Raw genomic sequence first — 17,482 nt, 5'->3', positions numbered from 1 at the left:
ACCGGCCGCACCCGCGTGCCGGGACGGTCTGCCGCACCCTGCGGCCGGCTGTCGCGGGCGGCTGTCCACTAAGGGGAATATCATGAAGTCGCTGCTGATGACGTCGTCGCTGCTCGCCATGCTGTGCGCCGCGGCCAGCCCGGTCTGGGCGCAGGACAACCAGGCCCCGGCAAAGACCGAGACTGCCGATGATGGCAACGACATCATCGTCACCGGCCGCGCCGGCGCGGGTGAGCGTCGCAAGAGCGAGATGAGCTATTCGGTCACCCGGATCGACGAGCAGGCGCTCCGCATGCAGGCACCGACGAGCGTCACCGAGGCGCTGAAGTCGGTCCCCGGCTTCTGGGTGGAGGCATCGGGCGGCGAAGCAAGCGGCAACGTCCGCGCGCGCGGCGTGCCGGTGGACGGCTATGGTTCGATCCAGCTGCTCGAGGACGGTATCCCCGTGCAGCATGATCCGGCGCTGGGCTATCTCAATGCCGACCAGGTGTTCCGCATCGACGAGACGATCGAGCGGATCGAAGTGGTGCGCGGCGGCCCGGCTTCGCTCTTCTATTCGAACGCGCCGGCGGGCGCGGTGAACTTCATCCCGCGCCAGGTTGGGGACCATGCCGAAGGGCTGGTGAAGGTGATGCTGGGCGCCGACAGTCTGTACCGCACCGATTTCTGGGTTGGCGCGCCCGTGGGCGACTGGAAGGTCGCGCTGGGCGGCTTCTACCGTTCCGAGGGCGGCGTGCGCGATCCGGGCTTCACGGCCAATCGCGGCGGCCAGCTGCGCGCGACGATCTCGCGCGAATGGGAGCGCGCCAAGGTGTCGCTGGACGTGAAGCGCGTGGACGACATCGTCGCCTTCTACACCGGCATCCCGATGCGCACCTATGCGGATGGGAAGATCCGCGCGGTGCCGGGTTTCGACGGGCACAAGGGCACGGTCGCCGGGCCGGAGACCGAGCGCGTCAAGATGGTGATGGGCGATGGCAGCATCTATGATTTCGACAACAGCGTCGGCACCCAGGTGAAGCGCACCCAGATCACCGGCAAGTTCGAGTTCGAGCCGTGGGACGGCTGGAAGATCGCCAACACCACGCGCTACAATGACAGCTGGACGCAGCGTAACGGCGTCTATCCGAACACGCTGCAGAGCGCATCGAGCCTGCTGACCAGCCAGGCGGCGCTGCTCGCCCAGGCGCCGGGTGCAACCGCGCTGCAGTTCCGCTACGTCACGTCACCGAACCAGGTGTTCGACACCGCGAACCAGAACGGCAACGGCCTGGTCATCGTCGGCGGCCTGCGCGGGCTGACCCTGCCGGTGAAGGAGTTCATGAGCGACACCCGCATCTCGCGCCAGTTCGAGATGGGCGGCACCCACGACCTGACCTTCGGCTATTATTTCGCCAATATCGACGAGGATTTCAGCCGCTACTCCTCGACCGCGCTGCTCGACGTGCAGGACAATGCGCGGCTGCTGAACCTCGTCGCGGTCGATGGCGCGGGCAGGGTGCTGAAGACGTTCACCGACAACGGCATCTACAAATATGGCTATGAATGGGAAGATGCGCGCGGCTCGCAGACCACCCATGCGCTCTATCTAGCCGATGAATGGCAGATCACGCCGAACCTGCGGATCGACGGCGGCCTGCGCTGGGAAACGATGCGTGCACGCGGCACGGTGGGGTTGAAGAAGACCGTCAGCCTGGGGACGCCGGCGACATCGTCGATCAGCACCGGCAGCGGCGTCTATGCCAATTACGACAGCAACTTCAATCGCGCGACCTGGACGCTGGGCGTGGATTATCAGTTCAATCGCCATGCCGGCCTGTTCGCCCGCTACACCTCGGCCAACCGCCTGCCGAGCCTGGGCAACTTCGTCACCAGCCCCACCGCCAAGCCGATCATCCAGACGATGGACCTGGGCGAAGTCGGCCTGAAATATGCCAGCCCGCTGCTCGATATCTATGCGACCGGCTTCTGGACCAAGTACAACAATGTCGGCTTCACCAACTATCGCTTCGACCTGAACGGCCCGGCGGTGAGCGAGGCGCGCTATGCCGACACCCAGACCTTCGGCCTGGAGCTGGAAGGCACGCTGCGCCCGGCGCGCTGGTTCGACCTGTCGGCCACCGCGACGCTGCAGGATCCGAAGTACAAGGGGCTCACCTATGTCGATGCGACCGGCAAGAGCTTCGACTTCGACGGCAACCGCCTGATCCGCATCCCGACGATGAGCGTGCGCTTCGTGCCGGGCATCAACCTGTTCGACGGGCGCTTCCGCCTGCAGGGCTCGTGGGAATATGAAGGCAAGCGCTATGTCGATACCGCCAATTCGGTGCGCCTGCCGGCCTATGCCACGGTCAATCTCAGCGCCCGGTTCGACGTGTCTAAGGGGCTGTCGCTCTATGGCTATGTCGACAATCTCAACAACTCGCTGGGCCTGACCGAGGGCAATCCGCGCGCGGGCGAGCTGATGAACGGGGACGCCGGTGCCAACACCTTCATCGCGCGTCCGTTGATCGGACGGAATTTCCGCGCCGCGCTGATGTATCGGTTCTGACGATGCGCACGCCGCTCGCCGCCTTTCTCGCCGCGTCGCTCCTCCTGGCCGCGCCTGCCCTTGCGCAGGCCGGTCCTGAGGAGGCGCCGTGGCAGGTGCTCAAGGGAGAACTCACCCGCGAGCATTTCGAGAAATACACCGAAGTGCCCTTTGACCTGCCCGAAGGCGTCAAGCGGATCACCATCCGTTTCAGCTATGCCGGCAAGGAGCAGAAATCGGTGATCGATCTGGCGCTGCGCGATCCGCAGCGTTTTCGCGGGGCGAGCGGCGGTACGCGCAACCGGCTGACGCTCAGCACCGAAGAGGCGACTCCCGGCTATCTGCCGGGGCCGCTGCCCGCCGGACGCTGGGCGCTGATCCTGGGGGTGCCCAATATACGTCCCGGCGCGCGGGCGCCCTTCGAAGCGCAGATCTTCCTCGAGCGCGCAGCGCAGGTGACCGAGTTCGCCGACACGCCGATCGTCGCCAAGGCCGGATGGTATCGCGGCGACCTGCACATGCACAGCGGCGACAGCGACGGGAGGTGCAAGGCGCAATCGGGCGTGAGCATCCCGTGCCCGGTCTATCGCACGGTCGAGGCGGCGGCGTCGCGCGGGCTCGATTTCATGGCGCTCACCGATCACAACACCACCGCGCATTACAATGCGATGCGCGAGCTGCAGGGCGCGTTCGACCGGATGCTGCTGGTGCCGGGCCGGGAGATCACCACCTTCTGGGGCCATAGCAACGTGTTCGGCCCCACCGACTTCCTCGACTACCGCATGACCGGTCCGAACTGGGACCAGGCGCGCAAATGGATCGATGCGGTGCATGCCGAGGGCGGTATCGTCTCGATCAACCATCCCGGCGCGCCTTCTGGCGAGATGTGCATGGGATGTGGCTGGCGGGTCGACGGGCTGCCGGATGGCGCGATCGATGCGGTGGAAGTCGTCAACGGCGGCACGATGCGTGAGACTCGTGCGGCGGACAGCGCGCTGCAGGGCTTCGCCTATTGGACCAGCCAGTTGAACGCCGGGCGGCATGTCACCGCGATCGGCGGCAGCGACAGCCATGAGGCGGACCGCCCGGCGAACGAACCGGGTGCGGTCGGCAGCCCGACCACGGTGATCTACATGCCGGAGCTGTCCGTGCGGGGAATGCTGGCCGGCATCCGATCCGGCCGGGTGTTCATCGATGTCGAGGGTGTGAAGGGCCGGTTCCTCGAATTGTCCGCCCTTGCCGGGGATCGGCGGGCAGTGATGGGTGAGACTCTGCCGGTACGACGGGGGACGTCGGTCCGCTTCACCGTCGATGTCCAAGGCGTGACGAACGGGACTGTCCAGCTGGTGATCGACGGCAAGGCGGAACCCGCGTATCGCGCAGCCATCGAGGCGGACCGAGCGCCGGTGCTTGCACCATGGCGGGGAGACGGGCGGGCGCACTGGGTTCGCGCCGAAGTGCGCGATGGCACAGGGCGGCTACTGCTGATCGGTAACCCCGTGTATTTCGTTCAGGCAGAATAGCCCGGCCCGCCAAGTGCCTATTTTGCGAGAATTGCAACGGTGCGAGGGGCCGTCGTGACTGGGCGGGGGAGATGGGACTGGTCGCCGGACGGCTTTGTGGGAATCTTCCGCCTACACTCCCATGAATGGCCCACGCTTAACATAATGTATATTATCAATCTGTCAGATTGTAAGTCCTCATGCGAAAGGGGCACGTTTTCCACAACTGAAATGGGACTCGCCTCTTTTCCTGCCGTCTGCACGGGCGGCCCGGCAATGGAGGCTTGCCATGAGTTCGAATTCTCCCGTCGATATCGAGATCGATGAAGAGTCATATGAAATCAAAGCAATAAAGGCTTATCTCACAAAAGAGATTTCGATCTCGGATCTTCGAACGTCGCTTGGTCTCAAACGCACTCAAACATACCGGCTGGTCGATCGATACAGGGAGCACGGGCCGGCTGGCCTCGACTCCAAGAAACTCGGAAATCGAAATGGCGCATATCCGGACTCGGAACGCGCAAAGGTTATCGAGATCGTGCGGGAATTCTACGCTGATTTCGGCCCCACGCTCGCGGCTGAAAAGCTTGAACAAGATCATAAGATTTTGATCGGTGCTGAAACGCTACGTAGATGGATGAAGGAGGATGGTCTTTGGGTTGATCGAGCTGGCCGGAAGCCGCGCGTCTTTTCGCCCCGCCCCCCACGCGACCGAGTAGGCGAACTCGTTCAGGTCGATGGATCCTACCATCGCTGGTTCGAAAAGCGCGGCGACGAATGCTGCCTGCTCGTCTTTATCGACGATGCCACAAGCGAGCTGAAGCTCCTGCGTTTCGTGGAACACGAAACCTCTTACAATTATATGGCATGTCTTAGATCGTACATTGAGAGTTTCGGTTGTCCCCTCGCCCTCTTTTCTGATCGGCACAGCATTTTCCGTGCAACCAACCCAACTGCGAATGGTGAGCGGGAGCCAACGCAGTTCGCACGATCATGTGGCCGGTTGGGTATCAAAGTTATCTGCGCCAAGACACCGCAAGCCAAAGGAAGGGTCGAACGGGCTAACCGGACCCTACAAGACCGGCTCGTAAAGGAACTGAGGCTGCGGAACATTTCAACGATGGATGCCGCAAATCGCTATCTCGAAGAGTACCGCATCGAGCACAATCAAAAGTTTGCCCGCGCCCCGGTCGATCCCGAGGATGCGCATCAGCCGAAACCAAATGAGAGCTTGGATAGCCTTCTCACCTATACGGTACTCCGAAAGGTTTTTCAGGATCTCTCCCTTTCTTTCAACAAGACCAAAATCATACTTGAGGATAGCTCGTTGAGCCGGCGCGCCATCGGGAAACAGGTGACTGTTGCGTTGGACCTCTGGGGGAGGCTGGAGATTCTTTTCGAGGAACACCCCCTTCCCCATCGCGTGTTCGACAAGCTTCGGCGCGTCGGGGACGCATCTGCGCCTGTTGTGGAACATAAGCGCCTTGGGGCCGCACTCAACTTGGCGAACGCGATCTGTGACGCAGAGCCGCATCATTTCAAGCGGAACAACCATGTCCTCGCTGGCTTTCGGAATCACTTCCGCGACCCCACCGACCCTGAAAGTCGGGAATTGCAAAATGCCCCTCCGGAAATACGGAGGCAGCACAATGGTCGCCCACGAGCTCCGCTCGGAAATCATCCGATCGTAATTCTCGAGGGGCGCCTGGAAAAACCGCAGGAACCAACGAGTCTAACCACAACGGGAGTTGCCGAGGCCGTCGCCAGCGATGCCCCAGACACCTCGCAGACGCCGGTACTTCCTCCAAACTTCGCCCTTCCCCCTTCGCGAGCGGAGTTCGGTGAGATCACCGTGGATCTTGTGGCGCAAACGATCCAGCGGCGTGGGGAGGCAATTCATCTGGCCCCGATCGAATTCCGTCTCCTGTTAGTGCTCATCCGGGGGCATGGCAGAGTTCTTAGTCATCGGGAACTGTTGATGGAGGTCTGGGGTCCCGATTATTTGGAACGGTCACACTACATCTATATCTACATGGGACGGCTTCGCAGGAAACTCGAAGACGATCCCTCAGTCCCCTGCCATCTTCTGACCGCCTCCCCTGTCGGCTACCAGCTCATGGGGCTTACGATGTTGGAATCGGATATCCTTGGATTATCCGACGGATTCCGACGTGCGAGGCGAGAATGGTCGACCAGGTCGATATCAATACGCGAGGTCTTACCACCTATCTAAGAAGGCCGCTCATCGATCTCGAGCCCGACCGCAGGGCCGGCGTCACCGGCAGCGAATATGTCGAGCTGTTCTAGCGTACTGCCGCGGCCTGTTCGCATTGAAGGGGCAGCTATTGGGCCGGTTTCGGACGGGCAGCTTTCGGAAAGCAATGACCACTAACTGAAATTGGTCCCGACGGAGAAGTGGTTACCAAAGCTGGCACCGTCAGCAGTCAGTCACCCGGGCCCTTGCGCGACCGTTGCCTCTGGCGAGAACCTTTGGCTAGATCGGCGCCAACCACTCGTCTGCAGCGAGAGCAAGCGAGAAGTTAATCACGGCGGCTAAGCTCGCATCACTCTGTGTGAAATCGAGCGGCGATAGGGTGGGAGCCGACCACGAGATGAGGTGACCAGACCTGCGGGGCCGCCCGGCATCGCGGCTCACACGCCGTAACGCTTGTTGCCGCCGCTCGTGATGCAGTATCGGCCTCCGCGCGGACCGACGCACACGCTGCCGCTTCCGCAGGGGCATGTCCCTCCGGACGACGGGCTGCGCGGACGGCTCGCCCTGGTGGCTGTGGAGCGGAATGACCGGGTCGCGCTGGAGGCGGCGCGGCGCGCGGAGCTGGAGGCGAACGGCAGCGCCGACGGCCCTGCCACCAAGCGCGATGACACCCAGCACGTGCGCGGCGTGGCCGTGCGCACCTTGGTCCAGCCGCTGCGCGTCTGCAGCGCGTCGACCTGGGAGTGCGCCGCCAGCCGCTCGACCACCGCGGCCTTCGTCGATGGCGTCGCGCGGCAGATCGCGGCCGATCCACCGATCTGCGCGGCGGACGCCGTCCCCGCCCACGCCATCATGGTCAGCGCTAGCGCCGCAGCCAGCATCGTCCTCATTGCACCCTCCCCCGTTTATTCCCTGATCCTACGGGGTTGGCGGGGTCGCGCAAGGCCGGGCGAGATTGACGGCGGGCGGCAGACCGATAGTCTGCGGGGACGAGTCACAGGTGGAGGATTCGCGGCGAACGGGGGGGATGAGGCGTGCACGACGGTGACCATCGGCCGCGCTGGGTGCGCGACCTCACGCGCTTCCTTCCGCTCAAGAGCCAGTTCGTCCTCACCGGCAACGTCCGCGACCTCCAGATCCGCCAGATCGCCGGCAAGGCGGTGGCGGCGCCGCTCGGCGACGTGCTGGCGGCCACGCTCGCCGACGCCGGCTACGCCGAGGCGGTGCGCTACGATCCGGTCGGCGGCTTCTCGGTCATGCCGCGTCCCGACGGGAGCGAGCCCGACGCCGACGCCGTGCTGACCCGGATCGGCCTCGCGCCCTCGGATGGACGCGCGCCGGGCGGTGGCGACCTGCTCGCCGCGACGCTCGAGCGCCTCGTCGCCCTCGACGGGCCGCCCGTGGCGCTGATCGCCGACTTCGCCTCACGGCTGATCGTGCGCAGCGACGCGCTGTCGCCGCCCGAGCAGGCGCTGTTCACGCGCGCGCTCGTGCTGAGCCAGCGCGCCGAGGCGCGGCCCGTCGGCCCCGACCGCGCGCCGCGCTTCAACACGGTGGTGTGGGTGGTCGAGAAGGAGGGCGACCTTCCCGACTGGCTGACCATCGACAACCCGCGCATCCGCCATGTGCCGATCGCCCCGCCCGACCGCGCGGCCAGGCTGGCGGTCGCGGGTTCTCTGATCCGCGGCATCCCCGGCGTGAGGGAGGCCTCAGCCGACGAGATCGCCGCGGCCGAGCGCGAGCTCGTCGACGCGACCGAGGGCATGCTCCTCGTCGACCTGAACGCCGTCGCGCAGCTGGCCAGGGCCGAGGGCGTCGGGATCGCCGACGTCGGCGAGGCGGTCCGACGCTACAAGGTCGGCGTGACGGACGACGCGTGGCGGGCGATCGAGCGCGACCGCATAATAGACGGGGCCGCCGCCATCGGTCGCCGGGTGGTCGGACAGGACCATGCGGTCGTGCACATGCTTGACATCGTCAAGCGTGCCGCGACCGGGATCGGCGGCGGTGGTCGCGGCGGCCGTCCCCGCGGGATCGCCTTCCTCGCGGGTCCCACGGGCGTGGGGAAGACCGAGCTCGCAAAGACCGTCACCGAGCTGCTGTTCGGCGACGAGAGCGCCTACATCCGCTTCGACATGTCCGAGTTCAGCGCCGAGCACGCCGACCAGCGGCTGATCGGCGCGCCGCCCGGCTACGTCGGCTACGACGTCGGCGGCGAACTGACCAACGCGGTGCGCGAGCGCCCCTTCAGCGTCGTGCTGTTCGACGAGATCGAGAAGGCGCACCCGCGCATCCTCGACAAGTTCCTGCAGATCCTGGACGACGGCGTGCTGACCTCGGGGCGGGGCGACCGCGTCTACTTCTCGGAGGCGCTGATCATCTTCACTTCCAACCTAGGCATCTACTCGACCGCCCCCGACGGCGGCCGCGTCGCCAACGTGACGCCCGACCAGCCGTTCGAGGAGGTCCGCTCGCGCGTCCGCGCCGAGATCGCCAACCACTTCAAGCTGGTGCTGAACCGCCCCGAGATCCTCAACCGCTTCGGCGAGAACGTCATTGTGTTCGACTTCATCCGCCCGGCGGTCGCGGAGGAGATCTTCGCGTCCATGGTCCGCTCCGTGCTCGCCGACGCCGCCGCGTCGGGACACCGGGTCGATCTGTCGCCAGAGGCGTCGGAGACGCTGCGCCACCTGTGCACCGCCGACCTGTCCAACGGGGGCCGCGGCATCCGCAACCAGATCGAGGCGCACCTGATCAACCCGCTCGCGCGCGCGCTGTTCGACCGCGGCGGCGAGGGGCCCGTGACGGTGGTCGCGGTCGAGCCCGGCACGGTCACCACCGTCGTCCTGGGGGACGCCGCGTGAGGGTCGCGGTGTCGCGCGTCCACTTCCCGGTGACGACGCTGGGCCCCGGAAGGCGCCTCGGCGTCTGGCTGCAGGGGTGCTCGATCCGCTGTCCCGGCTGCGTCTCGGTCGACACGTGGGACGCGCGGGTCGGCGGTGTCGCCATCGACCAGCTGCTCGCTGAGCTTGAGCGGCACGCCGGCGGGGCGGATGGGCTGACCGTGTCGGGGGGCGAACCCTTCGACCAGCCCGACGCGCTGGCCGCGCTGCTGCGCCGCTGGCGGGATTCGTCGGACCGCTCGACCCTGGTGTTCACGGGCCACGAGCTGGAGGACGTGGCGCCCTGGCTGGAGCGCAATCCGGATCTGGTGGACGCACTGATGACGGGGCCGTTCCGCTCCGACCTGCCGCAGACGCTTGCGCTGCGCGGCAGCGACAACCAGCGGCTCCACGCGCTGACGCCGCTGGGGACCGCGGTGCTGGCGTTCGACAGGCCGGCCGGCGCCGGCGACCGCCGGCTCGACGTAATGTTCGACGAGGACGGGGATGCGTGGATGGCGGGGATCCCGGCGCGTGGCGACGTCGGCCGCCTGCGTCGGTCGCTCGCCGCGGCCGGGCACCGCGCCTCGACGTCCGCCGAGCCGGGGGGGGCAGCCGCATGATGAGATTCTGCCTGAACTGCCGGACCGAGCGCCCGCTTGACGAGATGTTCTGCGAGGGCGACCTCGACGGCCGCCTGTGCGACTGGCCGCTCTCATCCATCCCGATCCGTCCCGAGGGCTGGCGACCGCCCGTCGCGGCCGGCCCGGCGACGGCCCCTCCCGCCCCCGCCGCGCCGGTGTGCGTGAACGGGCACGAGGTGGCCGAGGGCGATCTGCTCTGCGCCACGTGCGGCGGCGACATCGCGGACGGGGCGGCGTCCGCCGGCGCGGTGACGGCCACGGCGTCGGACGGAGAGGTGCCGGACGAGCCTGCCGCTGCGGAGACCACTGTCGCCGGCTGGCGGCTGCTGCGCCGCCTGGCGACGACCAGCGTGGTGCGCGAGCGCTACGAGACCGTGCGCAACGCCGATGGCCGCGAGGCCGTACTGACCCTCTACTCGAACGGAAGCGAGCCCGACCCCGAGGTCTACGACGCGCTGAGAACGCTCGACCGCGACCACGTGCCGGAGATCTTCGAGACAGGTCGGTGGGAGGACCGCGCTTACGAGGTGTCCGAGGACCTGCGCGGCGGCACGCTCGCCGACCTCGGCCTGCTCCCCGACGACACGGCGACCCTGTCCGCGATCCTGCGCGAGGTCGGCGGCGCACTCGCGGTCTTCGCCGAGTGCGGACTGCGCCACCGCGACCTGCGGCCCGGCGCGATCATGGTCCGCGCGCGCGAGCCGCTCGACCTGGTGGTGACGGGATTCGGCTCGGCCCGCCTGTCGGACTACGACCTCGACGTCGTCTCGCCGCTGGAGATCACTCGCTACACCGCGCCCGAGGCCGTCGCCGGCGGCGTCGCCGCCGCCAGCGACTGGTGGAGCCTGGGCATGCTGATCCTCGAGCAGGTCACGCGCGGCACCTGCTTCGGCGGCGCCGACGACCAGTCCTTCCTGATCAGCGTGCTCACCAACGGCGCGCCGGTCCCGGACGGTCTGCCGCCGGCGGTGGACGCCCTGCTTCGCGGCCTCCTGGCCCTCGACCGCCGCGAGCGCTGGGGGTGGCCGGAGGTCCGGCGCTGGCTGGATGGCGACATCCCCAACGCGCCGTCGTCCCCCCGGCAGACCGACGAGACCGGTGGCGGGCGCCCGATCACGCTGGGCGGCGTCCGTCACCGGACGACGGAGCGCTTCGCGCTCGCCGCCGCCGAGTCCGCCAACTGGGACGAGGCGCGCGGGCTGCTGCTGCGCGGCGAGCTCGCCACCTGGATGGAGGAGGCCGGACACCATCCCGAGCTGCGCGCGGAGCTCCGCGCGGTAGCGACGCTCGACGGCGCCTCGGAGGACCTGCGCCTCGCGCTCTCGCTGAAGGCGCTCAACCCGTCGATGCCGCTGGTCGTGCGCGGCGAAATTGTGACCCCCGGCTGGCTGCTCGACCACCCGGATGAGGGCTACGCGCTGATCACCGGCCCGGTGCCCGACCGCCTCGAGCGCGACGACGACGAGCTGTGGCTAGCCCGGCTCAAGCGCCGCGAGCAGCGGGTCCGCGACCGGGCCAAGCAACTGGACGTCGAGCTCGACGAGGCGCAGCTCCGGGTCGCAGCGCTGTCGACCTCGCGCAGCCAGCTGGCCGCTGTCTGGGAGGAGCGCCGCCGCGTCCTGCCCGACACCGACCATCCCGGCCTGCTCGCCATCGTGGAGCGCCGGGTCACCGAGGAGGAGGACCTTATCCTGCTGCTCGGCGCGGCGGCCGCGCAGTTCCGCGCCGCCGACGCGATCGTCGAGGAGGCGGCCGCGACGGCGTCGCGCGCCGGTCTCGCCGCCTTCGACCGCGACGCGGCGCTGGAGCGCCTGACCCGGCCGCGGCGCGAGCTGAACGCCGAGATCGAGATGCGCATCGAGAACTTCGCGCGGTGCGGCCTCGACCGTATCGACGAGTGGGCCGACCAGTTCAGGCTCGAGCGGCGCCTGCCTCTAGCCCGTGCGCTGACGTTGCTGGCAGTGCCGCCCGCCGACTGGCGGCAGCCGCCGCGCCAGTCTTACGTTGCGACGCTCCTCGACTTCTACGCGCGCCGCATCACCGCCTCCATCATGCGCGGTCCCCTCACCCGCATGGTGATCGGCAAGACGACCGCGCGCATCGACATGATGGAGCTGGACAGCGCGCGCCGGAGCGCCGCGTCGCTGGTCGAGCACCTGCTGCTGCGCAACGACCAGACCATCGACGTGGACCCGGCGGCCCTGACCGTCGATCCCCGCGTCGAGCGGCGCGTCCGGACGCTCCACTCGCACGCGACCCTATACCGCCGCGACACCGGCATCGACGGGCTCTACCTCGGCTTCCCGTTCCTCGTGATGCAGGAGGCGAAGCCCGGCGTGCGCCCGCGCATCGCGCCAGTCCTGCTGTGGCCCGTGAAGCTGCACCCCGAGGTCGGCTCGCGCGGGCGGGTGACGTTGGCGTTCGACCGCGGCCGCGAGGAGGTCCGCCTCAACCCGGCGTTCGAGAGCCTGCTCGGGATCGACGCGGCGGCGCGCTGGCAGCAGGCGGCGAACGACATGCTGGGGCGGGCAAGCGTGACGCCGGCCGAGGTGGTCGACGCCTTCCGCGACCTGGCGGCGGTCGAGGGCCGCGAGCTGGTCCCGCTTCCCTCGAAGGACCTGGGCGTCACGCCTGGCGAGGACCGGGTCTTCTGCTCCGCCGCGCTCTTCCACCTCGCGTTCCTCGGCCAGGCGGTGATGGAGGACCTCCGTCAGCTGAAGTCGGCGCCGCCCGCCGGGTCCAGCCTTGAGACCGCGTTCCGCGTCGGCGAGGACGTCGAGCGCGCGGAGCCGGTCCACGCGCCCGAGATCGAGCGCTACTTCACCGCCGACAGCGACCCGTCGCAGGAGGCGGCGGTGCTCGAGGCGCGCGCGGGGCGCGGGCTGCTGGTCGAGGGTCCGCCCGGAACCGGCAAGAGTCAGACCATCGTCAACATGGTGGCGGACGCCATCGGAACGGGCCGCAGCCTGCTCGTCGTCTGCCAGAAGCAGGCGGCGCTCGAGGTGGTGCACAAGCGCCTCGAGGCCGCCGGCCTCGGCGGTCGCGTCGTGATGGTCAACGACGTCAACAAGGACCGCCGGAGCGTGATCCAGTCGATCCGGGAGCAGCTCGAGGAGCTGTTCCTGCGTCCGGCCGGGGCCACGGGCTGGCGTCAGCAGCGTCAGCAGACGGCGTCGCGGATCGAGTCCCTCGAGCGCGACCTGGATGGCCAACACCGCGCCCTACACGCCGTCGACGGGCCGACGGGGCTGTCCTACCGCCTGGTGGTGGGCGACCTCATCGGCCTCTCGCGCGAGGGCGCGACCCCGCCGGTGCCGTCGCTGCGGCATCTGCTCGGCGCGCTGGATCCCGGCGCGCTGGCGGTGCTGCAGGAGACCTGCGCCCCGGTCGCCCGGCTGTGGCTCCCGGCGAGGTTCGAGGGCAGCGCGCTTGTCGACACGCGGCGCTTCGGCGTGGACGAGGGCACGGTGGAGGCGTTCTCCGCCGACGTGGCCGCCTTCGCCGGCCTCGAGCGCGAGCGGATGGGCGTGGTCGAGCGCACGCCGGACGCGATCCGCATCGACGATCCGGAGCCCTACCGGGCGTGGACCACCGCCAACGGCCGGGCGTTGCGGGACATCGGCGACGAGGACCGGACGCGGCTCGCGCGCTGGCTCGACATGCTGGCGGGGACGGCGGACCGCGGACCCGGCGGCACGCCGCTGCAGCGCGAGTTCGCGGACGTCGAGCGCGGACTGCTCGGCCTGCCCGCCGACGACGCGCCGGATGACGTGGTCGAGGTCGCGCGGGCGATGGACGACGCGGACCTGGAGGCGTGGACGGCGGTGTCGGATCGGCTGCTCAAGCGGCCGTCCTTCCTCCAGAAGTTGTCGCCCGGGCGCTGGATCGCGCTGTGGCGCCGCCGGTCGCTGATGCACGGGCACGGCCTGCGCGACGCGCGCGCGCTCGGCGCGGGCCTCCACCGCGAGGGTGGCTTGCGACCGCTGCGCGACCGGCTGGTGGCCGCGGCGGTCGACGCCGGCGAGCCCGCCGGCGCGCTGCCGCCGATGCGGGTGCCGTCGCTGCTCGAGGAGGCGCGCTCACACCTCGGCCGGCTGGCCGACGCGGAGGCGCTGGTCGTCAGGCTGGAGGGTTATCCCGATCCACCGGTTGCCTTCGCGATGGCGCGGGCCGCGAGCCGGCAGGCGGTCGAGGACATGGTGGAGGGCATCGACCAGGGGCTCGCGCGGCACGGCGCGCGCACCACCTGCCTCGCCGCCCTCTCCCGGCTGTCGCCCTGGATGGAGGACGACTGGACCACCGCGCGCCGCGAGGCGATCGCCGGCGACCTCTCGAACGCGTCCGCCGTCGACCCGGTCGCGGCGGAGACGCCGCGCGTCGCCGCCTACCAGCGCTTCCGCGCGCGCGTGCCCCAGCTGGGCGAGGCGGCCATAGCAGCCTTCGCCGAGCTGGCGCGGATCCGCGACCGCCTGGAGGCGCTCGACGAGCCGGGGCTAGAGGCGACCGTGCGGCGCGTGCTGGCCACGGAGGCCCGGCTCGCCTGGAAGTCGAGGATAGAGGGCGAGCACCCCGCGCTCATGCTCGAGGCCGGTGAGCTTGAGGCGAAGGCGGCGTCGCTGGCGGAAGCCGACCGCGAGATGCGCTCGCTCAACCGTCGGCTGCTCGTCGACGGGCTCGACGCGTCGCGCCTGCGCCCGATGCGCGAGTGGGAGGACATCACGCGCCTGACCGGCATCCGCGCGAAGCGCCTGCGCGAGTTCGTGGACATCGGCGCCGACCTCGGGCTGATGCGGCTGCGCCCGGTGTGGCTGGTCAACCCGGACGTCGCCAGCCGCCTCCTGCCGCTCAGGAAGTCGCTGTTCGACACGGTGATCTTCGACGAGGCGTCGCAGATGCCGATCGAGTATGCGCTGCCGACCCTGTACCGCAGCCGGACGATGGTCGTCAGCGGCGACGAGAAGCAGATGCCGCCGAGCGCGTTCTTCTCGGGCAAGGTCGAGAGCGACGAGACGGATGTGTTCGAGGGCTCGGACGCGGATGCCGGCCTCGACGAAGTGGAGCGCGAGGAGGCGGTCCAGACCTGGAACCGCCGCGAGATCAAGGACTGTCCCGACCTACTCCAGCTGGCGAAGACGGTTCTGCCGTCGACCACGCTACAGATCCACTACCGATCGGCCTACCGCGAGCTCATCCAGTTCTCGAACGCGTCGTTCTACGTCAACCGGCTGAGCGTGCCGGCGCGCCATCCCGCCGACGAGATCCGCCGCCAGCGGCCCATCGAGCTGGTGCGGGTCGATGGGACCTACGAGGACCAGACCAACCCCGCCGAGGCCGAGCGCGTCGCCGACGTCGTGCGCGACATATGGGCCGCGGGCGGCGCGGTCCCGCCGACCGTCGGCGTGGTCACCTTCAACCGCAAGCAGGCCGACCTGATCGAGGACGTGCTCGAGGACCGCGCCGAGGCGGACCCGGCGTTCCGCGCCGCGCTGACCCGCGAGCGCGACCGGGTCGAAGGCGGCGAGGATATGGGGTTCTTCGTGAAGAACGTGGAGAACGTGCAGGGTGACGAGCGCGACATTATCGTCTTCTCGTCGACCTTCGGCCGCAACGCGCAGGGCACCTTCCGGCGCTCGTTCGGCGTCCTCGGGCAGACCGGTGGCGAACGCCGGCTCAACGTCGCCGTCACCCGCGCGAAGCGCAAGGTCGTGCTGGTCACGTCGATGCCCATACCGCTCATCTCCGACATGCTGACCACACGCCGGCAGGCGGCCAGTCCGCGCGACTTCCTCCAGGCCTACTTCGAGTATGCGCGCGCATTGTCCGAGGGCGACCTCGACGCGGCGTCGGCGCTGCTCGGCAGGCTCACGCCCGAGCAGCGCCGGCCGGCCGGCGGCGCGCGCGACGTCGAGGACGGTCTCGAGCAGGCGGTCGCGGCCGAGCTCAGGTCGCTCGGCTGGGAGCCGTCGCCGGTCCGCGACGACGGCGCGTTCGGGCTCGACTTCGCGATCGAGGATCCGCGCACCGGCCTCTACGGGATCGGCATCGAGTGCGACGCGCCGCGCCACAGGCTGCTGGAGGGCGCGCGCGCGCGCGAGATGTGGCGGCCGTCGGTACTGCGGCGCTCGATCCCGGTGATCCACCGGGTCTCCTCGCACCGATGGTTCCACGAGCCGGAGCGCGAGCGCGAGCGGCTGCGCCGCGCGGTGGTGTCTGCGATGGGGGTCAGGGCATGAGCGGACCGAAGGTGGTGCGGATCGTCACGCGCGAGGAGATCCTCGACATCTGCCACGGCATGCTGGCGCGGGTGGACGCGGCGCTTGCCGAGTGGACCCGGATCGGCGAGCGCAACGACTGCATCGACGACGCGGCGCTGGCCGCGGCACGCGCCAGGCGCGCGGAGCTGGCGGAGCTGATCGCGGCTGACCGCTTCATGGATCTGCAGAAGCAGGCGCCGATCGAGGAGGCGTTCCTGCGCGACGACGTGCAGGTGCGTCTCGCCAAGGTCGCCGCCGAGCAGGCGGCGGCCCGGTCGCGGAACCGGCGCGAACGGGAGGCGGCGGCCAGCCTGCTGCGCGCGCTGCGCGCGGGCGGCGAGGCGCTGGATGCGAACCTCGAGCGCGGGCTGGAGCGCGGCGACGCAGCGGCGCTGGCAGAGGGGTTCCGGGTGCTGGCGGCGCGCACGGCCGCTCCCGCCGCCTCGCGGGCCCTTGCCGACCGGCTGCGGCTGGATGGGCCGCCGGCGTCGTTCGCGGACTGGCTGGCGTCGAGGCCGGCTGTCGACACCGATCCCGCCGTGGCGAGGATCGATGCGAGGATCGCCGAGCTGGCGCCGCTGGTGGACGGGCCGGCGGTCGCCGACTGGACCGCCCGGCTGGACGAGGCGGCCGACGCGGAGCCCGCGAGGCGCTCGCTGCTGCTCGACGGGCTCGACGTCGCCACGGGCCGCGCGCTGACGGAGGCCCGGGCACGCGCGGCCGCTGTCCTGGACCTGGGGCTGCTGGCGGCGGAGATGCGGGCGGCTGATCTGGACGCAGTTGCCCTGGCGGCCGGGGTGGAGGATCTCGGGACGGAGGCCATCGCGGCGCGCGTCGCGGAGGGGCGCGCGGCGCTCGACGCGCACAGGCGGGCGCTGTCGTCCGCGGCGCGCCGCACCGCGGTGCTCGAGGGTCTCGCCGGCCTCGGCTACGAGGTGACCGAGGGCATGCGGACGACATGGGTAGAGGAGGGCCGGCTGGTCGTGCGCAGCGCCACCCGACCCGACTACGGCGTCGAGGTGAGCGCCGCCGGCGAGCGGATGCAGATGCGCCCGGTGGCGTTCGACGCGGGCGGGGTCGGGCCAGATCCGTCGCGAGACCGGGACGCCGAGACGATCTGGTGCGGCGACGTATCGGCGCTGCAGGCGGGGCTCGGCGATGCCGGCGGCGGGCTGGTGATCGAGCGGGCCCTCTCGGTTGGCGCCACGCCCCTGAAGCGGATCGCCGTCGAGGCCCTACCGGATGCGGGAGCGGCGGTGGAGGTGCCTGCCCTGCGCGGACGGACCTTGCGTTGAGCTGGTCTTGCCCTGCTTGTGCGGCCAGCGCTGACCGCCAGCGCCGACGCAACTATGAGCACACCGGCCATGACACCGTGCGACCATGGCGCTACGGCTTTTTGGATACGGGGATGGACGGCCGGGGACGATGGTGACTTCGAGACAGTTCGTGAGGGAC

Annotated in this window: 8 protein-coding genes; 7 read left to right on the top strand and 1 reads right to left on the bottom strand. The window is 69.2% G+C overall.

Annotation, left to right across the window (positions count from 1 at the left end; genetic code table 11):
* Positions 1 to 82 precede the first annotated feature (82 nt).
* From GGR46_RS07760 to GGR46_RS07750, 3 genes are all read left to right on the top strand, one after another.
* A complete protein-coding gene (locus GGR46_RS07760; RefSeq protein WP_183996116.1) occupies positions 83 to 2,551 on the top strand; it encodes a TonB-dependent receptor in 2,469 nt (822 codons plus the stop codon).
* A 2-nt stretch (positions 2,552 to 2,553) separates the two neighbouring features.
* Complete coding sequence (locus GGR46_RS07755; protein ID WP_183996114.1) at positions 2,554 to 4,053, top strand: CehA/McbA family metallohydrolase; 1,500 nt, start codon at positions 2,554 to 2,556, stop codon at positions 4,051 to 4,053.
* A gap of 268 nt (positions 4,054 to 4,321) precedes the next feature.
* Complete coding sequence (locus GGR46_RS07750; RefSeq protein ID WP_183996112.1) at positions 4,322 to 6,265, top strand: ISNCY family transposase; 1,944 nt, start codon at positions 4,322 to 4,324, stop codon at positions 6,263 to 6,265.
* A gap of 419 nt (positions 6,266 to 6,684) precedes the next feature.
* Here the strand turns inward: GGR46_RS07750 and GGR46_RS07745 are convergent, their stop codons facing one another.
* On the bottom strand, positions 6,685 to 7,137 hold the full coding sequence (locus GGR46_RS07745) for an SH3 domain-containing protein (RefSeq protein ID WP_183996109.1): 453 nt from the start codon (positions 7,135 to 7,137) through the stop codon (positions 6,685 to 6,687).
* Between the two features lie 144 nt (positions 7,138 to 7,281).
* On the opposite strand from GGR46_RS07745, the gene GGR46_RS25830 reads away from it, so the two are divergent.
* From GGR46_RS25830 to GGR46_RS07725, 4 genes are read left to right on the top strand one after another with little or no spacing between them, the layout of a single operon-like run.
* Positions 7,282 to 9,111: an AAA family ATPase gene (locus tag GGR46_RS25830; protein WP_183996107.1), complete on the top strand. Its 1,830-nt coding sequence runs from the start codon at positions 7,282 to 7,284 to the stop codon at positions 9,109 to 9,111.
* Positions 9,108 to 9,752 carry a 4Fe-4S cluster-binding domain-containing protein gene (locus GGR46_RS07735; RefSeq protein ID WP_183996105.1) on the top strand — a complete coding sequence of 215 codons (645 nt, stop codon included), beginning with the start codon at positions 9,108 to 9,110 and terminating at the stop codon, positions 9,750 to 9,752. The genes GGR46_RS25830 and GGR46_RS07735 overlap by 4 nt, the downstream gene beginning before the upstream one ends.
* Positions 9,752 to 16,006, top strand: coding sequence for an AAA domain-containing protein (locus GGR46_RS07730; protein WP_221262583.1), 6,255 nt, complete (start codon positions 9,752 to 9,754; stop codon positions 16,004 to 16,006). Before GGR46_RS07735 ends, GGR46_RS07730 begins: the two co-directional genes overlap by 1 nt.
* Positions 16,003 to 17,322 (top strand): hypothetical protein, encoded by a 1,320-nt coding sequence (locus tag GGR46_RS07725; protein WP_183996101.1) that lies wholly within the window; start codon positions 16,003 to 16,005, stop codon positions 17,320 to 17,322. Before GGR46_RS07730 ends, GGR46_RS07725 begins: the two co-directional genes overlap by 4 nt.
* The last annotated feature ends 160 nt before the right edge of the window (positions 17,323 to 17,482 follow it).

Origin of the sequence: Sphingomonas kyeonggiensis, assembly GCF_014196745.1 — a bacterium.
Taxonomy (GTDB): domain Bacteria; phylum Pseudomonadota; class Alphaproteobacteria; order Sphingomonadales; family Sphingomonadaceae; genus Sphingomonas; species Sphingomonas kyeonggiensis.
The sequence above is the reverse complement of the archived record's forward strand: the minus strand, read 5'-3'. Positions and strand labels throughout refer to the sequence as shown.